This is a genomic window from Xanthomonas nasturtii (genome assembly GCF_001660815.1).
In the GTDB taxonomy this organism is placed as follows: Bacteria; Pseudomonadota; Gammaproteobacteria; order Xanthomonadales; family Xanthomonadaceae; genus Xanthomonas; species Xanthomonas nasturtii.
Genome location: NZ_LYMI01000010.1, coordinates 28,146 through 49,501 on the forward strand (window position 1 = coordinate 28,146; position 21,356 = coordinate 49,501).

Genomic DNA, 21,356 nt, shown 5'->3' on the forward strand with positions numbered 1-21,356 from the left:
CGCACGCGGTGGCTGCATGTCCGGCTCCTAATACTTGGGCTTGGGCTTGGGTTTGTGTGCGGAGCCGTGCGGCGGATGCGCGATCTGCTTCAGCGTCGCCGCCTTGCTGCCCAAGGCGTGGGCATGGATCAGCACGCCGTGCGGGGTGGCCTTGGTATCGCCTTCGGCTACCAGTGGCTTGCCGACCACCAGCTGTTTGGCGAAATCGGCACCGGCATGCGGCGCAAACCGCACCGTCACCGCATCGTCCAGCAGTACCCCGTGCACCTGCCCGTGCGGGCCGTGCAGCAACCGGGTGATGGTGCCGCTGTGCTGGGCCACTTCCGGCTTGGGCGGTTTGCCCGGCGGCTTGGGCTTGGGCTTGGGTTTGGCATGCGGCCCATGCGGGCCTTCATCGAGGATGCGCTTGCCGCCTTCCGGGTCGATCGCCAGGGCCACCAGCATGTCCACATCGCGCGGCTTGAGGCCGCGCAGGGTGAGCGTGCTGCCGGGCTTGAGCGCCTTCAGCAGCGCAGCCGACAGATGCGGCGGCGTGTGCACTTCGGTGCCATCGGTAAGCAGCAGGCCATCGATATCGGCCTTGGGATTGAGCAGGAAACGCGCCAGGGTGCCGCGGGTGGCGGGGAGGAAATCAGGGTCGACCCAATGCATGGTGTTACTCCAACAAGGTAAGGACCGGCCAATGCCGGCAATCCGCGCCCGGCACCACGCATGCGGCGCGGTGAGGGCACGTAGACAACTTCGGTGTCAGCGCCACCGACGCGCAGGCGACGGTGGCTGGATCAACGCAGTGCGCGGATCAGCGCGGCGGCGGCGCAGCCGGTGGCACCGGCGGTGCCGGCGGTGCGGGTGGCAGCGGGCCATCCGGACGCGGCGGGTTGAACAACGCCCGTTGCGAGGCGCGGTCGCGGCCCACCTGGGTGGCTTCGATCGCGCGCCCTGCGGTGGTGGCGACACCGAAGCCGCGCACGCTCAATGGCGCGCCGGTGCGCAACAGGTCGCCAAGTTGCAATGCCAGATGCGGCGGCATGCGCACCACGGTGCCATCGCTCAACAGCGCACCATTGGTTTCGCCACCCGGCCCATACACCAGCCGCTCGATGCGGCCCTCCGCCTGCAAGGGCGTCAACGCGGCAGGCGCCGGCGGTGCGGGCGGCAGGGCAGCGCTGGGCGGACGGTCTACCACCTCGCGCCCGCCGCGGGTGGAACGGATGCTGCTGGCACGCAGCACCGGCAGGCTGCCCAGGCGATAGCCCTGCACGGCCACCGCATCGCCACGGCGCACGGCGGCCTGCAGCTCGCTGGACAGATGCGGCGCAAACGCCACCTGGGTGCCGTCGCGCAGCCACAGGCCATCGACCTCGCCATTGGGATTGAGCATGAAACGCTCGACGGTACCGTTTACCTGCACCGGCGTGGCGGCCACGGGCGCTGGCGGTGCGGGTGGCATTGGCGGCGGTGGCGGGGCGCCGACCGGCGGAGGCGGTGCAATCGCTGCGGCGGGTGCTGCAGGCACCTGCGCGGCGGCCGTTGCCACGCTGCAGGCCAATGCAAAAGCAAGTGCGGTCTGACGCATCATCAGGTGTTCTCCAGAGCGGCAGGAGCGCCGCTTGCGGTAACTACAAAGCAGTAACTGTGCCAACGTCGAAATCCTTTGGTTTCAAGGGGTTTGTGTTGCTGGAACGGCACATAGGCGTCTGCATTCCAGACAGGTTGTCCGCTTTGAAGACACATGTGGGCCGCACTGCCCATCCGTGTCGTGATCTGGACGCATTGCGCAGCGCCACGACGCCGCATCTGGATGACCTCACTCCTCAGCGGCCAGGCAGCAGGGATGACCAAGCGCGACGCCACGCGCCGCATGCAGCGCCCGGCCGTTACTGCAACCCATGCTCATCGAGCTTGCGATACAGCAACTGCCGGTGAATGCCGAGCCTGCGCGCCGCTTCGGCGCGATTGCCGCCGCTGTGCGCCAGCGCGGCCTGGATCATCTGTTTCTCCAGGCGCGCCACGGCCTCGGGCAGGCTGACATCGCTGGGCACTGGTGCGAAGTGCTGGGTGGCCGTCTCGCCGAGTGCTTCGTCCAGATCCTCGGCCTCGATCCGGTGGCCGCGCACCAGCAGCTGGCTGCGTTGCATGACGTTGCGCAACTCGCGCACGTTGCCTGGCCACGGATGCGCCAACAGGCGTGCCTGCGCCGCCGGCGACAGTGCACGCGCGCTGCCATGGCCACCACGCAAAAAGTAGTGCGCCAGCAGCACGATGTCCTGCCCGCGCTCGCGCAGCGGCGGCAGCTCGATCGGCACCACATTCAAGCGGTAGCGCAGATCGCTGCGGAATTGCCCGGCCGCCACCCACGCTGCCAGATCGCGATGGGTGGCGGCCAGCACGCGCACATCCACCTTCTGCGCGCCGCGCCCACCGAGCGGTGTCACTTCGCCTTCCTGTAGAAAGCGCAGCAGCTTTGCCTGCATCGGCAGCGGCATGTCGCCGATTTCGTCCAGAAACAAGGTGCCGCCGTCGGCTTCGCGAATCAGGCCGATGCGGTCGCTGGTCGCACCGGAAAAGGCGCCCTTGCGATGGCCGAACAATTCGCTTTCCATCAACTCCAGCGGAATCGCCGCGCAGTTCACCGCGACAAAAGCGGCCTGCGCGCGCGCACTGGCACGATGCAGCGCACGTGCGGCCAGCTCCTTGCCGGTACCGGTTTCGCCGGTGATCAGCACCGGCAACTCCGCGCCGGCTGCCAGCCCGATACGCTTATGCACCATGCGCATTGCCGGGCTATGGCCAACCAGCGCATCGTCGTCTTCGGGCGCTGGCATCTCGTCGTCATCGGCAGGCGGTGCATCTGCGCGGCTCGCCAACGCACGCTCCACCACATCGACGATATCGGCACGCCCCACCGGCTTGACCAGGTGATCGAAGGCCCCCAGCGTCATCGCTTCGATGGTGTTGCCGCTGGACGCATACGCGGTCAGCATCACCAACGACACCTGGCGCGCGAGCGCATTGTCCAGGCGTGCGCGCAGCACCTCGATGCCATCCATGCCGGGCATGCGGAAATCCACGAACGCCAGCTCCAGCCCGCCCTCGTTCAAGCGCGCCACACCATCGGGCCCGTTATCGACCGCAATCACGGTGTGCCCGAGCGAGCGCAAGGTCGCCTGCAAGGTCGCCAGAAACGCTGCGTCGTCATCGATGATCAGGATGCGCGCCATGGCAGCTCCAGAATGAAATGGGTCACGCCATCGGCATGCGTGTAGTGCACCTGGCCGCCGTGCGCGCGCGCGATCTCGCGCACCAGCGCCAGGCCAAGCCCATTGCCGTCGCTGCGCCCGCTGACGAACGGCTCGAACAGCTGCGCGGCGATCGGCGCGGCAATCGCCTCGCCGCGATTGGACACCTGCAAGCGCAACGAGTGTTCGCTGGCGGTGGCCTCCAACCGCACGCGTGTACCTGCGGCCGCGTGCTGCAGCGCGTTGCGCAGCAGGTTATGCACGGCGCGCTCAAGCTGTTGCGGGTCCAAGGTCCACTGCAGCGGCGTGTCCGGCACCTTCAACTGCGGCGCTGGCAGGCCCGGCTCCAGCACGCGCGCCAACCAGTCCTGCACCAGCACCGTCTCCAGCTGCAGCCGGATCGGCTGCACCATGCCGAGCAGGCTTTCGACCACCCCATCCAGCCGGCGAATCTGCCCCAGCATCAACTCGCCATGCGCAGCATCGTCCGGCGTGGCATCGCGGCGCGCGATCTCGTTTTCCACCGCCAGCCGCATGGTGGCGATGGGGTTTCGGATTTCATGCGCGACCGTGGCCGTCATGCGCCCGAGTGCAGCAAGCCGCTCGTGCCGCGACAGCTCCTCTGCGAGCCTGCGTGTTTGTGCAAGCGCCTGCGCATTGCGCTGCGCATAGTCGGTGACCGCGGCGCCCAGGCGGTCAAGCTCCGGCGCACCGGTCACCGGGATCTGCGGCGTTTCGGTATCGGCGGCCAGCGCCTGCTGGATGCGCTGCAAGCGCTGGCTCCAACGCCGCACCACCACACCCAACGCAATCGCAGACACCACCACCATCGCAAAGATCAGCAGCATGCCGATGGCCAATGGCCGCCACGCATCCGAAGTGCTGGCCGGCACCCGCGACATGGTCCATGCAGCAGTTCCCGCGGCCAGCGGGCAGGCGCTGATCAACACCACTTCGCGGCTGCCATCGCGACGGAACTGCACCGGCGTGTTGCCCACTGCACTTTGCCGCGCGGTCCCCACGATGCTGGTCCACTCGGCCGCAGGGATATCGGTCTTGTGGTCGCTGCCGTCGTAGGTGGGATAGGCGTAGGCAATGAAACCCTTGTCGACATTCCACACGCCGCCTTCCACTCCGGGCGCATCGGTTAACACGAGTTGCACCACCACTGCCGCCAACCCTGCACCGTTGTCGCCACTGCGCGCCGCTTCGCTTGCGCCGGCATAGCGCTGCACGATGCGCGTGCACTGGTCGGTCAGCTGCTGGCGCGCCTGTTCCAGCCGCACGCCCTCGGTCTGCCGGTACAGGCCATACAACATCGTGGTCACGCCCACGCAAGCGGCCACGATCACCACCCAGATCAGCAGCAGTTGTCGCAGCAACGAACGTGGCATGACAGGCGATCCGAAGAAGGTCGGCCGATGATAGAGCTCGCCGCGTCAGCGCAGGTTGGTCTTGACCAGTTCGATCACCTCATCGCCGCGCCCGCTCATCACCGCCTTGAGCAAATACAGGCCCATGCCCTTGGCCTGTTCGAGCTTGATCGCCGGCGGCACCGCCAGTTCCTGCGTGGCGATGCGCACATCCACCAACGCCGGGCCGGAATGCGCAAAGGCTTGCCGCAATGCACGTTCCAGCTGCGATGACTCATCCACGCGAATGCCCAAGATGCCCATCGCATTGCTCATCGCGGCAAAGTCCGGGTTGCGCAATTCAGTGCCGGTATCCAGGTAGCCGGCGGCCTTCATCTCCATCGCCACGAATCCCAGCGACGCATTGTTGAACACCACGATCTTCACCGGCAGGTTCAACTGCGCCAGCGAAATGAAATCGCCCATCAGCATCGCGAACCCGCCATCGCCGGAGAGCGAGATCACCTGGCGCCCTGGAAACGCCGCCTGTGCACCCAGCGCCTGCGGCATCGCGTTGGCCATCGAGCCGTGATTGAACGACCCCAGCAAGCGACGCTTGCCGTTCATGCGCAGGTAGCGTGCAGCCCACACCGTCGGCGTGCCGACATCGCAGGTGAACACCGCATCCTGGTCGGCAATCTGGCTGATCAGCCGGGTGACGAACTGCGGATGCAACGGCTCGCCCGGGTCTGCCGGCACCGCCAGGTCATCCAGTCCTTCGCGCGCCTTGCGATAGTGCGCAAGCGATTTTTCGAGGAACCCACGTTCTTCGCGGCGCTGCAACTGCGGCAGCAACGCGGCGATGGTTTCGCCCACATCCGCCGCAATGCCCAGCTGCAATGGCGTGCGCCGCCCAAGCGCGCTCGGGTCGCGGTCCACCTGCACGATGGTCGCGTCCTTCGGATAGAACTGCCGGTACGGGAAATCCGTGCCCAGCATGATCAAGGTGTCGCAATTGAGCATCGCGTGATAGCCGGAACTGAAACCGATCAATCCGGTCATGCCGACGTCGAACGGGTTTTCCCACTCCACGTGTTCCTTGCCGCGCAACGCATGCACGATGGGCGCACCCAGCGTATCGGCCAGGGCCACCACCGCGTCATGGGCGCCGGCGCAACCACTGCCGCATAACAAAGTCACCGCCTTGCTTTGCTGCAACAACTCGGCCAACTGCTGTACATCCGCGGCGGCAGGCAGCACGCGCGGCTGGCGCAGCGGCGGCCAGGCGGTAGACACCTGCTTGCCCATCTCCAGCAACGCGATATCACCCGGGATCACCACCACCGCCACACCTTGCTGCAGGATCGCCGAGCGCATGGCCCGATGCAGCACTTCCGGCAACTGCGCCGGGTTGGTCACCAACTCCACGAAATGGCTGCACTCGCGGAACAGTTCCTGCGGATGGGTCTCCTGGAAATAATTCAGGCCGATCTCCGAGGACGGAATGTGCGCGGCGATCGCAAGTACGGGCTGTCGGCTGCGATGACAATCGAACAGCCCGTTGATCAGATGCAGATTGCCCGGCCCACAACTGCCTGCACATACCGCCAGCTGACCGGTCACCGCTGCCTCGGCACCCGCCGCGAACGCAGCTACTTCCTCGTGACGCACATGCATCCACTCAATGGTTTGCATCTCGCGCAAGGCGTCGGTCAAGCCATTGAGGCTGTCGCCGGTCACACCCCAGATCCGCTCCACCCCTGCGCTCTGCAGCGTCTCGGCCAGAAACCGCGCCACTGTCTTTTTCTTCGCCACGATGCAGCTCCACAGGTCTGTTCAACAGGAGCGCAATGCTCCCAGCGGTCGTGTCAGTACAATGTGCTTGCGCCAGCTGTGAGGGCGAAAAAGCTGTAAATGCTGCTCTTTTTTTGTCTTTCTGCACGTGCCTCGCACCATTGCTGGGCAATCGCTAGGCCGTCACGCTTTGCACGTGCGCTATGCGCTCGTCTCTGCGCCACACAAAAGCGCAGCTGAATCTGGCGCGATGATTCATCAACCGGTCAGTCCAGAATTCATGTCGCGTTCCATCGAATAACGGAGAATTTACATCTCGGCAGCGAACGGCATCCGCCTCAGCGCCGGCCCAAACCATAAGTACAGGTATCGATCATGAAGAACTCACTGCTGGCCCTCGGCCTCCTCGCAGCCCTGCCGTTTGCGGCCTCCGCTGCTGAAAACATCTCTTACAACTTCGTCGAAGGCAACTACGTGCGCACTCCGACCGAAGGCCGCGACGCGGACGGTTGGGGCGTGAAAGCCTCCTACGCCGTCGCTCCGAACTTCCACGTGTTCGGCGATTACAGCAAGCAGACCGCTGATGACAACAACGGCGTGTTCCAGAGCACTAATTCCGACTTCCAGCAGTGGGGCATCGGTGCGGGTTACAACCACGAAATCGCAACCGCTACCGACTTCCTGGCACGCGTGTCCTATCGCCGGCTGGATCTGGACACCCCGAACATCAACTTCGACGGCTTCAGCGTTGAAACCGGCCTGCGCACCTCGTTCGGCGAGCATATTGAAGTCTATGCCCTGGCTGGCTACGAAGATTTTTCGGAGAAGCGCGGCATCGATCTCGATGACACCTTCTACGGCCGCCTTGGCGCCCAGGTGAAGTTGAACCAGAACTGGGGCATCAACGGCGACATCCGTATGGATGGCGACGGCAACAAGGAATGGTCGGTCGGCCCGCGCTTCAGCTGGTAAGCCGCACGTTTGACTGCAGCGCGACTCTCTCCCGCGCTGCATCGGAAGCCCGGTCCCACGACCGGGCTTCTTTCTTTTGGGCGACCGGGTGACGGTTCGATGCGGCAGATGCGTCATGTCGCATCTGCCCAGGATGGAGTTTGGCAGGCACGAATACCTGCCGCAGATCCGCCGCAACGGCATGTGTACGCACAACAGTCAGCAAACAAAACGCCCGGCATTGCCGGGCGTTTTGTTATGCATCTTCGCCATAGGCGCCAACGCGCTGCCGCGTGGTCAGGTAAACAAGGTCTGCGGATACTCGGGCTTGCGCTCGCGTGCCAGCAATTCCTTCAGGCCTGCTTCCGGAGTGATTTCGCCGTGCAATACCGCGCGCACGGCGTTGGAGATCGGTAGCTCGATGCCGTGGTGCTCGGCCTGGCGCATGACCTCATCGGCCGTTTGCACCGATTCGACCACCTGGCCGATCTCACGGATCGCATCGTTCAAGCTCTGCCCGCGCCCCAACGCCAGGCCCAGGCGACGGTTACGCGACAGATCGCCGGTGCAGGTGAGTACCAGGTCGCCCAGACCAGCCAGGCCCATCAAGGTTTCCGGACGCGCGCCAATCACCGCCGCCAGGCGCAGCATCTCGTTCAAGCCACGCGTGATCAGGCCGGCGCGTGCATTGAGACCGAGTTGCATGCCATCGGCCACACCGGTGGCCACCGCCAGTACGTTCTTCATCGCGCCGCCCAGCTCGGCGCCCACCATGTCGTCGCCGGTGTAGGCGCGAAAGGTTGGCCCGTGCATGGCGTCTGCCACCACTTGCGCAAACGCCGCATCGTCGCCGTGCACGGTGATGGCGGTCGGCAGGCCGAGCGTGACTTCCTTGGCGAAGGACGGCCCGGTCACCACGGCCAGCGGAACGCTGGGGCCGAGAATGTTGCGCGCCACTTCATGCAGGAACCGCCCGGAACCGGGTTCGAAGCCTTTGGTTGCCCAGGCAACGCCGGCACCCGACGGGCGCAGCGGTGCGATCAGCCGGATCGTCTCGGTGAACGCATGCGAGGGCACCACCACCAGGATCCAGGCGGCATCGGCAACCGCTGCCGGTAGGTCGGTGCTGGCACGCAGGCTGTCGGGCAGTGGAATGCCCGGCAGATAGCGCGCGTTCTCATGCGTGCGGTCGATGGTGTCCACCATCGCCGCATCGCGCCCCCAGAGCACGGTCGGGTGACCGTGTCTGGCCAGCAGCGCGGCCAGGGCAGTGCCCCAGGAGCCGGCGCCGAGGACGGCGATCTTCTGTTTCGAATCGCTCATCGGCGCGATCAACGCTTAGGCGTTGCCAGCCGGCTCGGAATCGGCCAGCGAGGTGCCTTCGCCCTGACGCTGACGCAGGGTTTCTGCATACAGCGCTTCGAAGTTGATCGGCTGCAGGTAGAACGGCGGGAAACCGCCGGCCTGGATCAGGTCGCTGACCAGGGTGCGCACGTACGGGAACAGGATGTTCGGGCACTGGGTGCCGAGCAGCACGTCGATCGCCTGCGGCTCCAGGCCGACCAGGCCGAACACGCCGGCCTGCTGCACTTCGGCCACGTAGGCGGTCTTGCCACCAGCGGTGCAGGTCAGGGTCACGGCCAGCACCACTTCGAAGGCGTTGTCGTTAAGGCGCTGGACCTTCTGGTTGAGGTTCAGCTGCAGCTCGGGCTGGTTGGCGTCATTGAAGACGGCCGGGGCATTCGGCGATTCGAAAGAAACGTCCTTGACGTAAATCTTTTCGATGGTGAAAGCGGGGCCAGCAGCGGCGTCGGCCGGCGCAGCGGCGCCGTTGAGGATTTCGTCGGACATTCCTAACTCCAAAAACGGTTCGGTGGATGCAGCGTTGAGTGATGCAGACGTGAAAGTGCGAGTCTCTCATGCCAGCAATGGGGGCTTGCCGGGCGCCGCACAAGGCGGATCAGCGGCCCTTGATCAGTGGCAGCTCGGCCATTTGCCAGGCGGCAACGCCGCCTTCGAGCCAGTACACCTGTTCGAAGCCGGCTTTCTTCAGCGTCTTGGCTGCGCCTGCAGAGGTGTTGCCGCTGCGGCAGACCACCACCACCGGCGAGGCCTTGGCATTGACCAGCAGCTTGCTGGCCGGGTCGAACTTGGCCAGCGCCACATTGCGGCTGCCGGCGATATGGCCTTTTTCGAAATCGGCGGTGGGCGACAGGTCGATCACCAGCGCGTTTTCGCTGTTGATCAGACGGGTCAGCTCGGCCGGCTTGAGCGCGCGATAGCCGCGGAACAGGCGCGCGACCTCGGTGACGATCAGGGCAATGGTCAGGCCCACCAGGGCCAGCGACAGCATGGGGTTGCGGCCGACAAAGGCCTGCAGCTCTTCGAAATTCACGGGGTCAGGGTCAGGCGAGCGGGCGGGAATTGTCGCACAGCTGGCGTACGCGACGCCCAGCGCGCAGGGGCCGGGCTACTGGCCCCTCCACAGATCGGGCAGGCCGCTGGTCAGCCACCAGCGCTTGTGTTCGGGGTTCCAGCGCCAGATCTCGATGCTGCGCACCAGCCGTTCGGCCTGGGTATTGCGGTTGATCACCCGCAGCTCGACCTCGCGGCGCAGGTCGCCGTTGGCGTCTTCGCCCACGCGCAGCTCGCGGTAGCCGGAGATCTGCACCTGTTCGTAGCGCGAACGTTCCAGGTCGCTGAGCGGATGCGCCTGTGCGTAGGCCGGTTCCACGAAGCCCAGCGCGGCGTCGAAATCGTTCCAGCGCACGGCGGCCGTATAGGCGGCCTGGGTGGTTTCCAGCGCGCGCGCCTGGGCACGGCTGCCGGCGTGGACCACCCCGCTGAGCATCGCCAGCCCAAGCAGCACGACCGTTGTGATGACTGCACGCATGCCTATTCCCCCCAGATCCAGCCCGCATCCTACCGCTTTGGAAACGCCACGAAGCGCCCGCTCAAGGTAGCCGCCGCGGCACCCGAGCCCAGCGCGATCTGCGCGCGCATGCCGATACGCGCCTTGCCGCGCTGCCGGAAGGTGGCCAGAAACGCCTCCCAACTTCCCAGGTCGGATGGCTCGGCATTGGCCACCAGGTCTTCGTAGACCGGCGCGACATAGCGCAGCTGGCTGTCGGCGACATAGACATCGGCGCTATGTCCGGCCAACTGTAGTTGCAGGGTCAGCCAGCCCCAGCTGGCCAGGGTCATCAACGAGGCCAGGCTGCCGCCGAACGCATTGGCCTTGTCGTTGACGTTGGCCTGCAGCGGCGCGCGCAGGCGCAGCGCACCATCGTGCAAGCCGTCGACGGCGATGCCCATCGACAGCACCGGCGGCATGGCGATGAACTGCTGCTGCAGCGACTGCAGGGCGGATGCGAGCGTGCAAGAAGGAGTCATCGGCAAAGACTGAAAGACGGCGAAGGGCGGCATCATGCCGCAATGTTCTGCGAGCGTCTTGTGCACTCGCATGACATGCGGTACCGCATGGTGAACGCGACACCGCCGGTGTGCTGCACATGGGCCGGTATGGCTCCAGCCGCACGATGCCGTTGCCGCCCGGCAGCCAGTCGGTGCTGCGCAGCAGCGCCGGCAACGCATCGGACAGATGCATGTCGTCTTCGAAAATGGCGGTGTAGGCGTCATCGGAGTCGGCCGCGATGCGCCATGCCACCTGGTGACTGAGAAAACATCCGATATTGGATGCTGTCCACTTGCGCGGGCCGGTGCTGAAGGCATCGACGGAACCTTCCAGTGGGCGATCACGCACGAAGTCTGCGATCTGCTCGGCCGACAACGTTGCGCCGTCGACGGCGGCAATGCGCTCGAACGGCATGCCTAACGCATGGAAGCGTGCCGACATGGCCTGCAGCCGGTCGCTGCTGCGCTGCATACTGATGAGGTAGGACTTGATCACGCTGCCACTCCAGCTCGATTCTCGTGGCGGATCGTGGGCACAAGCAGTCAGTGGCAAAGAGCCCGGCACGAGGTTCTGGCCGCACAAACGCAGGTATCAGGCTGAGCAGGCTCGCAAGGTCACACGAGGCGCGAGGATCAACACGGTGTCAGCGCGATCGGGGGGCAATGCCCGCCCCGATACGTCACGGCTCTCGCATAATCACTAAATGACACCCCACCCCGCAGCTGCCGATGCCTGGACCCTGATCTCGCTGCGCCCCAGCGGCGACCATGCGCCATTGCGGCGCGCGGTTGCGCGGCATGGCGGGCGTGTACTCGCACTGTCGCCGTGGCGCTTGCAGACCAACGACACCGCGCAGGCGCGGGACGCCTTGCGGCAGGCGCTGGCAGCGCCGATCGCGGTTTTCACCAGCCCGGCGGCGGTGCAGGCGGCGCATCGTCTTGCGCCGCTGCATCGGCCGGCGCAGGCGCACTGGGTCAGCGTGGGCGACGGCACCGCGCGCGCATTGCACGCCTGTGGCATCGACAGCGTGGTGCGCCCCGCGCGCATGGACAGCGAAGGACTGCTTGCGTTGCCGCTGCTGCAGGCGCCACTGCAGGCGGTCGGGCTGATTACTGCGCCCGGCGGACGCGGCATGCTGGCACCGACGCTGCAACAGCGCGGTGCACGCATCCTGCGCGCCGATGTCTATCAACGCGTTCCGCTGCGCCTGCGCGCATCGGCAATACAGGCGTTGTCGCTTGCACTGCCGCGCAGCGTGCTGGCATTGAGCAGCGCCGAGGCACTGACGCTGGTCCTGCAACAGCTGCCTGCCGAAGCAGTGGTCGCGTGGCAACCGCGTCCGGTGGTCGCGTCCAGCGATCGCATGCTGGATGCCGCACACGCGGCCGGCTTCGTGCATATCACGCGCGCGGATGGTCCGTTACCCGTGCAGCTCGCCGCTGCTGCGGCCTCGGTCATGACACCACCGCGACCTTGCTGAACTGCGAACTCAAGCACAGCTTGCAGGTGTCAGCCGCTGCACGCCATGCTGTATCAGATGACTGCGGCGCCTGCGCCGGTCGTGACCGCCCGAGGATGCCCGAATGACCGAAATGCCCGCTCCCACGCGACGCTTTCCCTTGGCATGGCCGCTGCTCGCGGTTGCCGTGGTGGCCACCGGCGTGGCGCTGTTTCTGGGCTGGCGCGCATGGCAGGGCTATCAGGCCGCACAACTGCAGGCCGCGCAGGCGCAGCAGCAACGCTGGGACGGCACCCAGCAGATGCTGGAAACGTTGCGCCGCGATCAACGCCTGGCCAACGAGCGCCTGCAGGATGCGGCGGCCACCAATCGCGTGCTGCGCGATGAAATGCTCGGCCTGAGTCAGCGCAGTGCGCTGCTCGAAGACACCGTGCAAAAGCTGGCCGACCCCAACCGTCACGGCGCACAGGCGCTGCGCCTGGACGAAGTGGAACTGCTGTTGCGGCTCGGCCAGCAACGGCTGAGCATCGCCGGCGATGCCGATGGTGCACGCCGTGCCTACGCACTGGCCAACGGCGCGCTCAACGGCGTCGACGATCCCGGCTACCTCAATCTGCGTCAGGCACTGGTGCAGGAGCGCGACGCCCTGGACCGCCTCGGTGCCGGCCCACAGGCGCAGGTCGGCCAGAGCCTGGATAGCTTGGCTGCCGAGTTGCAGCGCCTGCCGGAGCAGACCGCACAGGACAGCGATGCGGCGCAGCCGTGGTGGCAGAAAGTGCTGGCGCCCTTGGTGGACATCCGCCCCAGCCGCGGCGATGCCTTGCTCAGCGGCGGCGACCGGCATGCCGCGCGCGATGCGTTGCAGATTGAAATCAGCCTGGCACGCGCCGCGGTCGAACGTGGCGATGCCGTTGGCCTGGCGCAATCGCTGCGCCGCGTGGATACCTGGACGACACGGCTATGGCCGGAGTCGCCGCAACGCCGTCAGCTGCGTGCACGCCTGCGCAGCCTGCAACAAGCGCCACTGCGTCCGCGCCTGCCGGAACTGGGCACCACCCTGCTGCAACTGCAGGCCATGCGTGAAGGGAGATCCACCCAATGAAAGTGTTGCGTACCGTCTTGATCCTGTTGGTTGCCGTGGCGCTGGGCGTGCTTGGCGCGCAGTGGCTATCGCACCAGAACAGTTACGACCTGGGCAACGTGGCGGTCAGTGTGGGCGGTAACGACTACCACGCCGCCATGCCGCAGGCGCTGCTGATCCTGGTGATCGCCCTGCTGGTGCTGTGGTTGCTGTGGACCTTGATCAGCCTGCCGTTCCGCGTGTGGGGCAAATACCGCCGCAAGAAGGGCCGCGCGCGGTTGATCGAAGGCCTGCGCGCAGCCGATCATGGCCAATGGCAGCGCGCCGAGCGGCTGCTGGTCACTGCCAGCGAAGACGACGAAGTCAGCGGCATTGCACTGGCGAGCGCAGTCCGCGTGGCCGATGCACGCGGCGACGAGGCGTCGGCCAACGCGCTTGCACAGCAACTGGCCGAACGTGACCCCACCGCACATGCGCTGCTGCAAGGCGAACGCTATCTGGCGCGGCAGCGCCCGGTGGAAGCGATCAATGCACTGGATAGCGCCAACGCGCAGCCATTGCCGGCACGCGGCCTGCTGCTGCGCACGCATGCGCTGGCCCAGATCGGTCGCGCCGATGAAGCCTACGGCCAGCTCGGTGCCCTGCGTCAGCAGGCGGTGCTGGCGCCCGATGCCTATAGCACGCTGGAAGCCACGTTGGCCGAGCAGACCCTGTTGCAGGCCAGCGATGCCAACGCACTGGCCGAGCGCTGGGAAGCATTGCCCAAAGCATTACGCACCACGCCGGCGGTGGTCGGCGCCTATGCGCAGCGCGCGGCCGTGCTGCATTGGGACGATGCGGCCGTGCACAGCCTGGAACAGGCGCTGGACGTGCACTGGGATGAATCGCTGGTGCGTTTGTACGGCGTGCTGCCGCTGGAAAAATACGATTCGCGCCGCGCCAGTGCGCAGCGCTGGCTGACCCAGTATCCGGACAGCCCGGGCCTGTTGCTGACCCTGGCGCGCCTGGCACGTCACCAGCAGCAGTGGTCGCAGGCCGAGGAATTTCTGCATCGCGCGGTGGCCAACGGCGCCGGCAGCGAGGCCTGGGAAGAGCTGGGGCACGGGTTTGCCGCATCCGGCGATCTGCTGTCGGCACAGCATTGCTACGCCAATGCCTTGCGCGCTGCACGTGGCGAGCCGGTACTGGAGGGCATGCCGCAGCAATCGCTGCGCGGGCCGATGGTGGCGGCGTACGACTCCCCGCAGGTTGATCCGCGCGCGCCGGATGACCGCGTGCTGTAATCGATCGCCTGTGATCAGTATCGATTCTGCGGCGTTGCGTGGAGTCACTGAGAGCCCCGGCATGTCCGGGGCGTTTTGTCGGTCCGGGCCTGATCGGGGCGCTGCCTCACTGCCCCCTGCCTGCCAGGACATCTGCAGCGATGGCAACGTCCCAAAGACGCTACGAATGTCTCTGCAGATGCGCACCGCAAATCACCAATTGCGCGAGCCCCACGGTGGCGCTGGCAGCGCCTGCAGGAACGCATCGCAGGCACCCAGGAAACGCGCCTGTTCGTGGTCGACCGATTGCGGCGATAAAACGCGCGAGCCGAGCCTGCCGATCAACAGCATGACCGCCATCACTACAGCGCCGGTCAGCCAGCCGATCGCGCCGTCCAGCGCCAGGCCGCCTGCCAGTAATGGCACGACCGATGCCCTCGTGATCACGACATAGCGGACTCGGCGCCGCTCGTGCCGGGTGCACACGGTCAGCACATGCGCGCTGCGCTTGCGCAGCACGATGGCCAGGATCACATACGGCAACACCCCCATCAGCAGCGCCAGATAGATCGCCGGGTGATGCCAGTGAAAGATATGGCGACGCGGCGAGTTGTCGGCCGGCGCATTGCACTTGACGCAATGCTGCGGCAGATTGGCGCCCGGCATGCACACCAGTACATCGCCCTCGCGCCACACAGCGCCATGCGCCGGAGGCAGTTAGAGCGTGGGTGGTTCGCGTGACTCGACGTTCGACATCCATGCGTCCTTGCAGGGTGGGGATTGGGGATTGGGGATTCGAAAGAGCGGGTTTCGCTTTTGCGAATCCCGCAATCCCGAATCCCAAATCCCGTCGCGGCAGCAGCCTAGCGCTCGACGATGGCCACCACGCCCATGCCGCCTGCGGTGCAGATCGAAATCAATGCACGGCCGCCGCCACGTTCTTCCAGCTGCTTGGCGGCGGTGGCCACCACGCGCGCGCCGGTGGCGGCGAACGGGTGGCCGGTCGCCAGCGACGAGCCCAGCGGGTTGATCTTGTCCGGGTCGATGCGGCCCAGCGGCGCGTCCAGGCCCAGCCGGTTGCGGCAGTAATCCTCGCTCTCCCACGCGCGCAACGTGCACAGCACCTGCGCGGCAAAGGCTTCGTGGATTTCGTAGATATCGAAGTCCTGCAGGGTCAGGCCCTGGCGCGCCAGCATCTGCGGCACCGCGATGGTCGGCGCCATCAACAGGCCTTCGCCATGCACGAAATCCACCGCCGCCACCTGCGCGTCGCGCAGATAGGCCATCGGGGTGTGGCCGTGCGCCAGCGCCCAGGCTTCGCTGGACAGCAGCACGGCAGCGGCGCCATCGGTGAGCGGGGTGGAATTGGCGGCGGTGAGTGTGCCGCGGCCGGAGATCTTGTCGAATGCCGGGCGCAGGGTGGCGAGTTTTTCCAGCGAGGTGTCGGCACGCAGGATGTTGTCGCGCGAGACGCCGCGAAACGGGGCGATCAGCGAATCGAAGAAACCGCGCTCATACGCTGCCGCCAGCTTGTGGTGCGATGCCACTGCCCATTCGTCCTGCGAATCGCGCGAGATGTTCCATTCCTTGGCCATGTCCTCGCAGTGCTCGCCCATGCTCTTGCCGGTGCGCGGTTCGGCCACACCGGGGAATTCGGGCTTGAGCTCGCCGAGCTTGAAACCGCGCAGCAGCGCTTTGAGCTTGTCGCCGGTGGCCTTGGCACGGTTGGCGGCAAGCAGCCGCGCGCGCAGCTTCTTGCCGTAGACGATCGGCACCTCGGAGGTGGTGTCCGAGCCGCCGCCGATGCCTGAGTCGATCTGCCCCAGCGCAATCTTGTTGGCGATGGTAATCACCGAATCCAGGCTGGTGCCGCAGGCGCGCTGCAGGGTGATGCCCGGGGTCAGCGGCGACAGGCCAGACGACAGCGCCGCCTCGCGTGCCAGGTTCCAGTCCGAGGAGTGCTTGATCACCGCGCCCATCGCCACTTCGCCCAATTGCTGGCCATGCAGCCCGAAGCGCTCGACCAGCGCGCCCAGCGTGCGCACCGACATGCCCAGGTTGCCCACGTCCGCGTATGCGGTGTTCTGACGACAGAACGGGATACGAACGCCACCCAAGATGGCGACGGGACGGGCTGCGGGCATCGGTTGACCTGGCATGGAGGACTCGGGGACATGGCCTGCACAGGGCCGGCAGGCATAATGGCCGCAGTGTAGCTTCGACCCTGTGATGGGCCAACCGCGAATCATGAGCAAGACCGAACACGGCGTAACCGCCATGGGTGTAATGGCGCTGGAATTGAGCGGCGGAAGCGCGCCCGAGCGCGGCGCATTGGCGCCCGAACAGGCCGGCATGCTGGCCGAACGCATTGGCCGCGACCTGGCGCAGTGGATTCCCGACATCCGCGAGCTGGAACTGAGCGTGGCGCTGGCGCATTTCGACCCGGCCGAAGTGCTGCGGCCCGGCTGGCCGCTGCACCGGCGCCTGGAAGAGCTGCAGGCGCGCGCACCAGGCCGCAACCAGGGCCCGCGTGTGTTGGCCTTTGGTGCCGACGCGCAGGGCGAGATTCCGCTGCCGTTCCAGGCCGATGCGCAACTGACCGGTGGCGGTTTGCGCGTGCTGCCGTTCCTGCTGTCCGGCGATGCGGAGATCGTGGCGAGCGTTGCCGATGCGATGGAAGAAGTGCTGCTGGCCCAGGGCATGGCCCAGGCCGACACCGCACTGCTGGCGCAGGAGAGCTTCGGCGCACGCATCGAGCACGCCCGCTATCTCACCGCGCACGATCTGGCTGCCATGATGTCGATGCAGTACGACAACCAGGGCCTTGCACCGCTGTGGCCGCTGATCGAAGCCGCCCTGCTCGCCCCCGACAGCGAAGAATGGCTGCAGCAATCGCCCGAGCCGGTGTTGCGCTATGTCGATGGCGAAGTGCGTATCGCATTGTTCGACCCGGCCGGCTGGTGCGATTACTACGCGCACGACCGCGAGAATTGCGAACGCCTGCGCGGCGTGTACGAGCAATTCCTCTCGCGTCAGCGGCAGATGGCTGCGGTACTGGAAGCGCACGGGTTGCCGGTGCTGTACGTGCATGTGGAGCCGGATCAGGATCCGCGGCAGGCGCTGGCTGCATAAGCCCGACGACCCGCGTCACCGCTCCTGCATTGCGTGATTCGGGAGGTGGGATTTACATGGCCGATGCAGCGCGATGCACGCATGGCCGCCTTCGCGGTTGGGCCTGGCAAGGCATTGCAGCTTTCGTGCAGGCCAGCAGCGCTGGCATCGTCACTTCGCGCGGCGGCACGATTCCCCCACAGGATCAGCCAGGATGTACGCAGGACGGGCTGGGCGGCGTCCACCGATGCCTTGCCTGCACGGGAAGCGTATTCGCAGGCCCGCAAAGTACCCATCGGGGCCTGCACACGGTCGCCCGGTGATGGCGATGGCGTGTATTTCCACTACCCAATCGGCCCCTAGTCGCATTGGCGACGCCAGGCGCGGGCCAAACGGCTGAGCGTTCGCGCAAACGATGACGGTGATATCGCGCGTTGCAACGCTGGTTGCTCGCCATGCTGCATCTATTCATGACGTCATGGAAGCATGGCCAGACTCGCCCGCCGACACGGCTGCACCGCGATCGCCGCGCGTGGCACGTGGCACGTGAAGTTGCAGACAGGCGTCGCAAACCGCGCTCTGCAACTCTCCCCGCCTGGGGCGCCCGCGCGCATTGCGACGACCTCGGCAGCGCACTTCGACGCTTGCCATCTCCAGCGCGGCGCATGACCCGTCAGCAAGCAGTCGTCAGTGCTGGGGCGGACGGCGCGCAGGGATCGAAGTGGACACGTGGCACATGCCGATTCCGAGCACCGGCATGCCCTTCTGGCGCCTGCAGAGTAGTTGTTAGCTGCTCTTAGCCATCGAACGATTCCAGATGGGGCAATACCCATCCTGATCTTCAATCCCCCTACCTGCATGTCTTGGTCAATATTACGCGTGCATGGCTTTGCCGAGCCGCAGTGGATCGATCGACCGGATGCGATAGATGCCGCTCAGCGCACCCGCTCGTTTATGACACCACGTCTTCGCGGTCGAAATGGATGCGCGCCTAGGCATCAGGCACAGTCGTGGCGCGATTCGACGGAAGCAGCCCGCATGGCGCCACGCTCGGACTTCGGCTGCTGCGATCACCACTGCGTCCAGCATCGACATTGCCGGCAGACATATCGAAACGGTTTCAGCACTCCGCAACGACGCGCGCGACTAGCCAAACCATGACGTAACCGCAAGCTGATTGGCCGCCGTTCTCTACTGATGACCCAGCGCGAATCAACGTGATCGGGAACACGCAACCACACATCGCGACACTCCGCTACTCGACCAACCGCCTTTTCGCCGCGACGCTTCGCCGAGTCTCGACTCAACCAGTACAACTGGTCTCTATTCTGCATTGAGAGGACACATCATGCGCACCAAGACCACACAAACATTGACCACCATTCAACGACATCTTGCCTCCACCCCCTCGCCAACGCAGCACCCGTCTGCGTCGTCGCTCACATCGCCGGGCGCCAACGAAACGACCGGTTTGCTGGGGGCCTTACCCGCCCGAAAAGCCAGGCAAGCAGTGCAAGAAGGCCCACATCAGGAAAACGGCGGACGCGGGAGAAGCTGGGCCTCTCGGGTCGCCAAATACGCGCTGGGAATGGCGGGCGCCGGCTATGTTGCAGACAACTTTTTCTTGTCCACGACCGCACTGGTCGATGGCAAAGCCGGGTTTACCAGCAATGATCGCCTGGAAAAGGCATGTGCAAAAGCGGAGGAATATCACGCTCGGTACCACAGCGCCACCGAGGAAGAACGCGCATCCCATTGCCGTCCTTTCGTCCCAATCAAGACATGCGGGTCCAACCAGTTCGCCACCATGAGCGATTATCGCGCGGCAACCAAGGTCCATGTCGGCCATCTGTTCGACACCAAGAATGCACGGGAATCGCTGCTGACCAACCTCAGCTGTCTCAAGGGCGAGCGGATCAAGCAGGAGTGCATCGCCAAATATGCGCCTGCGAACGTCCCGGCCGACCCGGACCTGAGCAAGAGCGAACTCTACGACAAGAAAAACAAGTACTCGCTGGCCGGCGTACCCAACGCCAGAACCGGAGCAAGCGGTTATACCTCGCGCTCCATCACCCAACCCTTCATCAACCGCGGCATGCAGCATTTCAAGCAGGCTTCGAATAGCGATGCGGCGCTGTCTCTCAAACAATGCATGGAGTCGCTTCAACGCGCATTAGATGGCAATGACACGCTCGGCACACAAGCACAGCACGCAGCCGGCCAGACAATCCTGAATTTCCGGCAGGTCTATGCGGCCGACGAGCATTGGGGCCACCCGGAGAAAGTCATCATGAAGACCCTGATCGCAAACGGGCTGCTGTCTCAGGAGCAAACCGACAGGATCGATGCGACCTTGATGTTCGAAGATCCCTCCATCAGTGTCCTGAAGAGAAACACCAGCATCGCCGGGCCGTTTCTTCAAAAACTGGAAACGAAGATTCAGTCCAGGCGCCTGCGGGATCAACCCGAAGCGCTTGCGGACTTCACGGAGATGGCAAAGCAGAAAAACATGGAAGGCCTGCCGATCGCGCACTTCAAACTCAACGCCGAAGGCACCGGCTTTGAAGACTGCTCCGGTTTGGGCGACTCGTTCACCAGTGCAAATGCCGTTGCGTGCATCAACCATGCGCGCTTGATGAGCGGCGAGCCACGCCTTTCGAAACAGGATGTCGCGGTGGTGGTTGCCTGTCTCAATGCCGTCTACGACGACGCAAGCAGCATCCGGCATTCGCTGCATGAAATCGCACGCGGATGCTTCGTGGGCGCTGGCTATTCCACCGAGGACGCCGATACGTTTTATGAGCGGATTTGCAAAGATGCTGCGCAGGCTTTCTATGCGGGAAAATCGATGATCAGCAGCGACTAGAGCTAGTTAGCCAAGCTCTGCCCACCTCCTCGGCACTGGGCGCGACACAGCACCGGGGGCGCATTCCACATTCGCGATGGTGTGCACTGACGCGTTGCGCCGCGGCGTGGACTGCGGCGCAACGCGTGCGCTTACTTGGTGGCAGCCTGCGCGTTCTCGGTAGTGATCACGCCGCAGGCCAGACGGCCACCAGCGTTGCCGGTGGGCTGGGTTTTGTAGTCGTCGGCATCGGCATGCACGATTACCGCGTGGCCGGCGATATCGAACTGGTCGGCCTTGCCCAGATTGACGTTGCTCGACACCGGGCCGTCGATACTGGCATTGCCCTGCGCATCGGCGGTGATGTTGGGCATGTCGCCACCGTGGTGCGGGGCGGCGCTGACGTTGCCGTGATCGGACTGGGCCGGGTTGAAGTGGCCACCGGCGCTGCTGCCGTCAGGGGCACTGCAATCGCCCTTTTCGTGGATATGGAAGCCGTGCTCGGTGTTGGGCTTGAGGCCGCTGAGCTGGCCGGTGACGCGCAGCACACCGTCGACGGTCTTGAAGGTCACCGTGCCTTTGACGTCATTGCCCTTGGTCGGCTTGAGCTCGGCGGTAGCCGTGGTGGTGGCCGCCGCTTCGGTGACCATGGAGGCGGCGTGTTCGCCACCATGCGCCGCTTCGGCCGGGGTGCTGGCCTGCGGTGCGGGTGCCGGGTCGGCCGGTGCCGGCTCGTCGCGCTTGCACGCGGTCAGCACCAGGGCGGTGGCCAGAAACAAGGTGGTCGGAAGAATGCGCATGGAGTACTCCTGAAGATAGGCCGCGGCTGCGGCCATGGATGCCCCGA

19 protein-coding genes and 1 pseudogene are annotated in these 21,356 nt (G+C 65.4%); 6 read left to right on the forward strand and 14 right to left on the reverse strand.

Features of this window, described 5'->3' with window-relative positions:
• Positions 1–27: 27 nt before the first annotated feature.
• The 5 genes from A7D16_RS05080 to poxB form a co-directional block, all read right to left on the reverse strand.
• A complete protein-coding gene (locus tag A7D16_RS05080; RefSeq protein ID WP_064630427.1) occupies positions 28–651 on the reverse strand; it encodes a hypothetical protein in 624 nt (207 codons plus the stop codon).
• A gap of 148 nt (positions 652–799) precedes the next feature.
• The gene (locus A7D16_RS05085; protein WP_064630428.1) at positions 800–1,579 is read right to left on the reverse strand and encodes a hypothetical protein; all 780 of its coding nucleotides are present in this window, start codon (positions 1,577–1,579) and stop codon (positions 800–802) included.
• A 298-nt stretch (positions 1,580–1,877) separates the two neighbouring features.
• Positions 1,878–3,221, reverse strand: a complete 1,344-nt coding sequence (locus tag A7D16_RS05090) for a sigma-54-dependent transcriptional regulator (RefSeq protein ID WP_064630430.1) — start codon at positions 3,219–3,221, stop codon at positions 1,878–1,880.
• Positions 3,206–4,633: a sensor histidine kinase gene (locus A7D16_RS05095; protein ID WP_064630432.1), complete on the reverse strand. Its 1,428-nt coding sequence runs from the start codon at positions 4,631–4,633 to the stop codon at positions 3,206–3,208. The genes A7D16_RS05090 and A7D16_RS05095 overlap by 16 nt, the downstream gene beginning before the upstream one ends.
• Before the next feature lie 45 nt (positions 4,634–4,678).
• Entirely contained in the window at positions 4,679–6,388 is a 1,710-nt protein-coding gene (gene poxB, locus A7D16_RS05100; protein ID WP_181920463.1) for a ubiquinone-dependent pyruvate dehydrogenase, read from the reverse strand.
• A gap of 372 nt (positions 6,389–6,760) precedes the next feature.
• On the opposite strand from poxB, the gene A7D16_RS05105 reads away from it, so the two are divergent.
• Complete coding sequence (locus A7D16_RS05105; protein WP_064630436.1) at positions 6,761–7,357, forward strand: OmpO family porin; 597 nt, start codon at positions 6,761–6,763, stop codon at positions 7,355–7,357.
• A gap of 276 nt (positions 7,358–7,633) precedes the next feature.
• Here A7D16_RS05105 and A7D16_RS05110 read toward each other — a convergent pair whose 3' ends face one another.
• The 6 genes and pseudogenes from A7D16_RS05110 to A7D16_RS05135 form a co-directional block, all read right to left on the reverse strand.
• On the reverse strand, positions 7,634–8,659 hold the full coding sequence (locus A7D16_RS05110) for an NAD(P)H-dependent glycerol-3-phosphate dehydrogenase (RefSeq protein WP_064630543.1): 1,026 nt from the start codon (positions 8,657–8,659) through the stop codon (positions 7,634–7,636).
• Positions 8,660–8,674: 15 nt separating this feature from the next.
• Positions 8,675–9,187 (reverse strand): protein-export chaperone SecB, encoded by a 513-nt coding sequence (gene secB / locus A7D16_RS05115; RefSeq protein ID WP_039565876.1) that lies wholly within the window; start codon positions 9,185–9,187, stop codon positions 8,675–8,677.
• A 109-nt stretch (positions 9,188–9,296) separates the two neighbouring features.
• On the reverse strand, positions 9,297–9,731 hold the full coding sequence (locus A7D16_RS05120) for a rhodanese-like domain-containing protein (protein WP_064630438.1): 435 nt from the start codon (positions 9,729–9,731) through the stop codon (positions 9,297–9,299).
• Positions 9,732–9,806: 75 nt separating this feature from the next.
• Complete coding sequence (locus tag A7D16_RS05125; RefSeq protein ID WP_064630443.1) at positions 9,807–10,229, reverse strand: hypothetical protein; 423 nt, start codon at positions 10,227–10,229, stop codon at positions 9,807–9,809.
• 29 nt (positions 10,230–10,258) lie between these two features.
• A complete protein-coding gene (locus tag A7D16_RS05130; protein WP_064630444.1) occupies positions 10,259–10,729 on the reverse strand; it encodes a YiiD C-terminal domain-containing protein in 471 nt (156 codons plus the stop codon).
• A gap of 130 nt (positions 10,730–10,859) precedes the next feature.
• Positions 10,860–11,246, reverse strand: a pseudogene (locus tag A7D16_RS05135) (glycosyltransferase family 25 protein); the annotation flags it as partial.
• 208 nt (positions 11,247–11,454) lie between these two features.
• On the opposite strand from A7D16_RS05135, the gene A7D16_RS05140 reads away from it, so the two are divergent.
• From A7D16_RS05140 to A7D16_RS05150, 3 genes are all read left to right on the forward strand, one after another.
• Complete coding sequence (locus A7D16_RS05140; RefSeq protein ID WP_064630446.1) at positions 11,455–12,231, forward strand: uroporphyrinogen-III synthase; 777 nt, start codon at positions 11,455–11,457, stop codon at positions 12,229–12,231.
• Between the two features lie 103 nt (positions 12,232–12,334).
• On the forward strand, positions 12,335–13,312 hold the full coding sequence (locus tag A7D16_RS05145) for a uroporphyrinogen-III C-methyltransferase (protein WP_064630448.1): 978 nt from the start codon (positions 12,335–12,337) through the stop codon (positions 13,310–13,312).
• Positions 13,309–14,574, forward strand: coding sequence for a heme biosynthesis protein HemY (locus A7D16_RS05150; RefSeq protein ID WP_064630451.1), 1,266 nt, complete (start codon positions 13,309–13,311; stop codon positions 14,572–14,574). The genes A7D16_RS05145 and A7D16_RS05150 overlap by 4 nt, the downstream gene beginning before the upstream one ends.
• Before the next feature lie 192 nt (positions 14,575–14,766).
• On the opposite strand, the gene A7D16_RS05155 is transcribed toward A7D16_RS05150, so the two are convergent.
• Together A7D16_RS05155 and A7D16_RS05160 are read right to left on the reverse strand one after the other, a co-directional pair.
• Positions 14,767–15,270, reverse strand: coding sequence for a hypothetical protein (locus tag A7D16_RS05155; RefSeq protein ID WP_307726224.1), 504 nt, complete (start codon positions 15,268–15,270; stop codon positions 14,767–14,769).
• A gap of 146 nt (positions 15,271–15,416) precedes the next feature.
• Complete coding sequence (locus tag A7D16_RS05160) at positions 15,417–16,712, reverse strand: acetyl-CoA C-acetyltransferase (protein ID WP_064630454.1); 1,296 nt, start codon at positions 16,710–16,712, stop codon at positions 15,417–15,419.
• 88 nt (positions 16,713–16,800) lie between these two features.
• On the opposite strand from A7D16_RS05160, the gene A7D16_RS05165 reads away from it, so the two are divergent.
• The gene (locus tag A7D16_RS05165; protein ID WP_064630456.1) at positions 16,801–17,685 is read left to right on the forward strand and encodes a hypothetical protein; all 885 of its coding nucleotides are present in this window, start codon (positions 16,801–16,803) and stop codon (positions 17,683–17,685) included.
• 1,327 nt (positions 17,686–19,012) lie between these two features.
• Positions 19,013–20,530, forward strand: a complete 1,518-nt coding sequence (gene xopAG, locus A7D16_RS24230) for a XopAG/AvrGf1 family type III secretion system effector (RefSeq protein ID WP_275655040.1) — start codon at positions 19,013–19,015, stop codon at positions 20,528–20,530.
• Between the two features lie 131 nt (positions 20,531–20,661).
• On the opposite strand, the gene A7D16_RS05175 is transcribed toward xopAG, so the two are convergent.
• Entirely contained in the window at positions 20,662–21,309 is a 648-nt protein-coding gene (locus A7D16_RS05175; RefSeq protein WP_064630547.1) for a superoxide dismutase family protein, read from the reverse strand.
• Between the last annotated feature and the right edge of the window lie 47 nt (positions 21,310–21,356).

Coding starts and splice junctions, on each gene's coding strand:
- A7D16_RS05130 (WP_064630444.1), bottom strand. CDS start 10,729: ATGACTCCTTCTTGCACGCTCGCATCCGCCCTGCAGTCGCTGCAGCAG.
- A7D16_RS05105 (WP_064630436.1), top strand. CDS start 6,761: ATGAAGAACTCACTGCTGGCCCTCGGCCTCCTCGCAGCCCTGCCGTTT.
- A7D16_RS05160 (WP_064630454.1), bottom strand. CDS start 16,712: ATGCCAGGTCAACCGATGCCCGCAGCCCGTCCCGTCGCCATCTTGGGT.
- A7D16_RS05085 (WP_064630428.1), bottom strand. CDS start 1,579: ATGATGCGTCAGACCGCACTTGCTTTTGCATTGGCCTGCAGCGTGGCA.
- secB (WP_039565876.1), bottom strand. CDS start 9,187: ATGTCCGACGAAATCCTCAACGGCGCCGCTGCGCCGGCCGACGCCGCT.
- A7D16_RS05125 (WP_064630443.1), bottom strand. CDS start 10,229: ATGCGTGCAGTCATCACAACGGTCGTGCTGCTTGGGCTGGCGATGCTC.
- xopAG (WP_275655040.1), top strand. CDS start 19,013: ATGCGCACCAAGACCACACAAACATTGACCACCATTCAACGACATCTT.
- A7D16_RS05090 (WP_064630430.1), bottom strand. CDS start 3,221: ATGGCGCGCATCCTGATCATCGATGACGACGCAGCGTTTCTGGCGACC.
- A7D16_RS05165 (WP_064630456.1), top strand. CDS start 16,801: ATGAGCAAGACCGAACACGGCGTAACCGCCATGGGTGTAATGGCGCTG.
- A7D16_RS05175 (WP_064630547.1), bottom strand. CDS start 21,309: ATGCGCATTCTTCCGACCACCTTGTTTCTGGCCACCGCCCTGGTGCTG.
- A7D16_RS05145 (WP_064630448.1), top strand. CDS start 12,335: ATGACCGAAATGCCCGCTCCCACGCGACGCTTTCCCTTGGCATGGCCG.
- A7D16_RS05140 (WP_064630446.1), top strand. CDS start 11,455: ATGACACCCCACCCCGCAGCTGCCGATGCCTGGACCCTGATCTCGCTG.
- A7D16_RS05080 (WP_064630427.1), bottom strand. CDS start 651: ATGCATTGGGTCGACCCTGATTTCCTCCCCGCCACCCGCGGCACCCTG.
- A7D16_RS05150 (WP_064630451.1), top strand. CDS start 13,309: ATGAAAGTGTTGCGTACCGTCTTGATCCTGTTGGTTGCCGTGGCGCTG.
- A7D16_RS05110 (WP_064630543.1), bottom strand. CDS start 8,659: ATGAGCGATTCGAAACAGAAGATCGCCGTCCTCGGCGCCGGCTCCTGG.
- A7D16_RS05095 (WP_064630432.1), bottom strand. CDS start 4,633: ATGCCACGTTCGTTGCTGCGACAACTGCTGCTGATCTGGGTGGTGATC.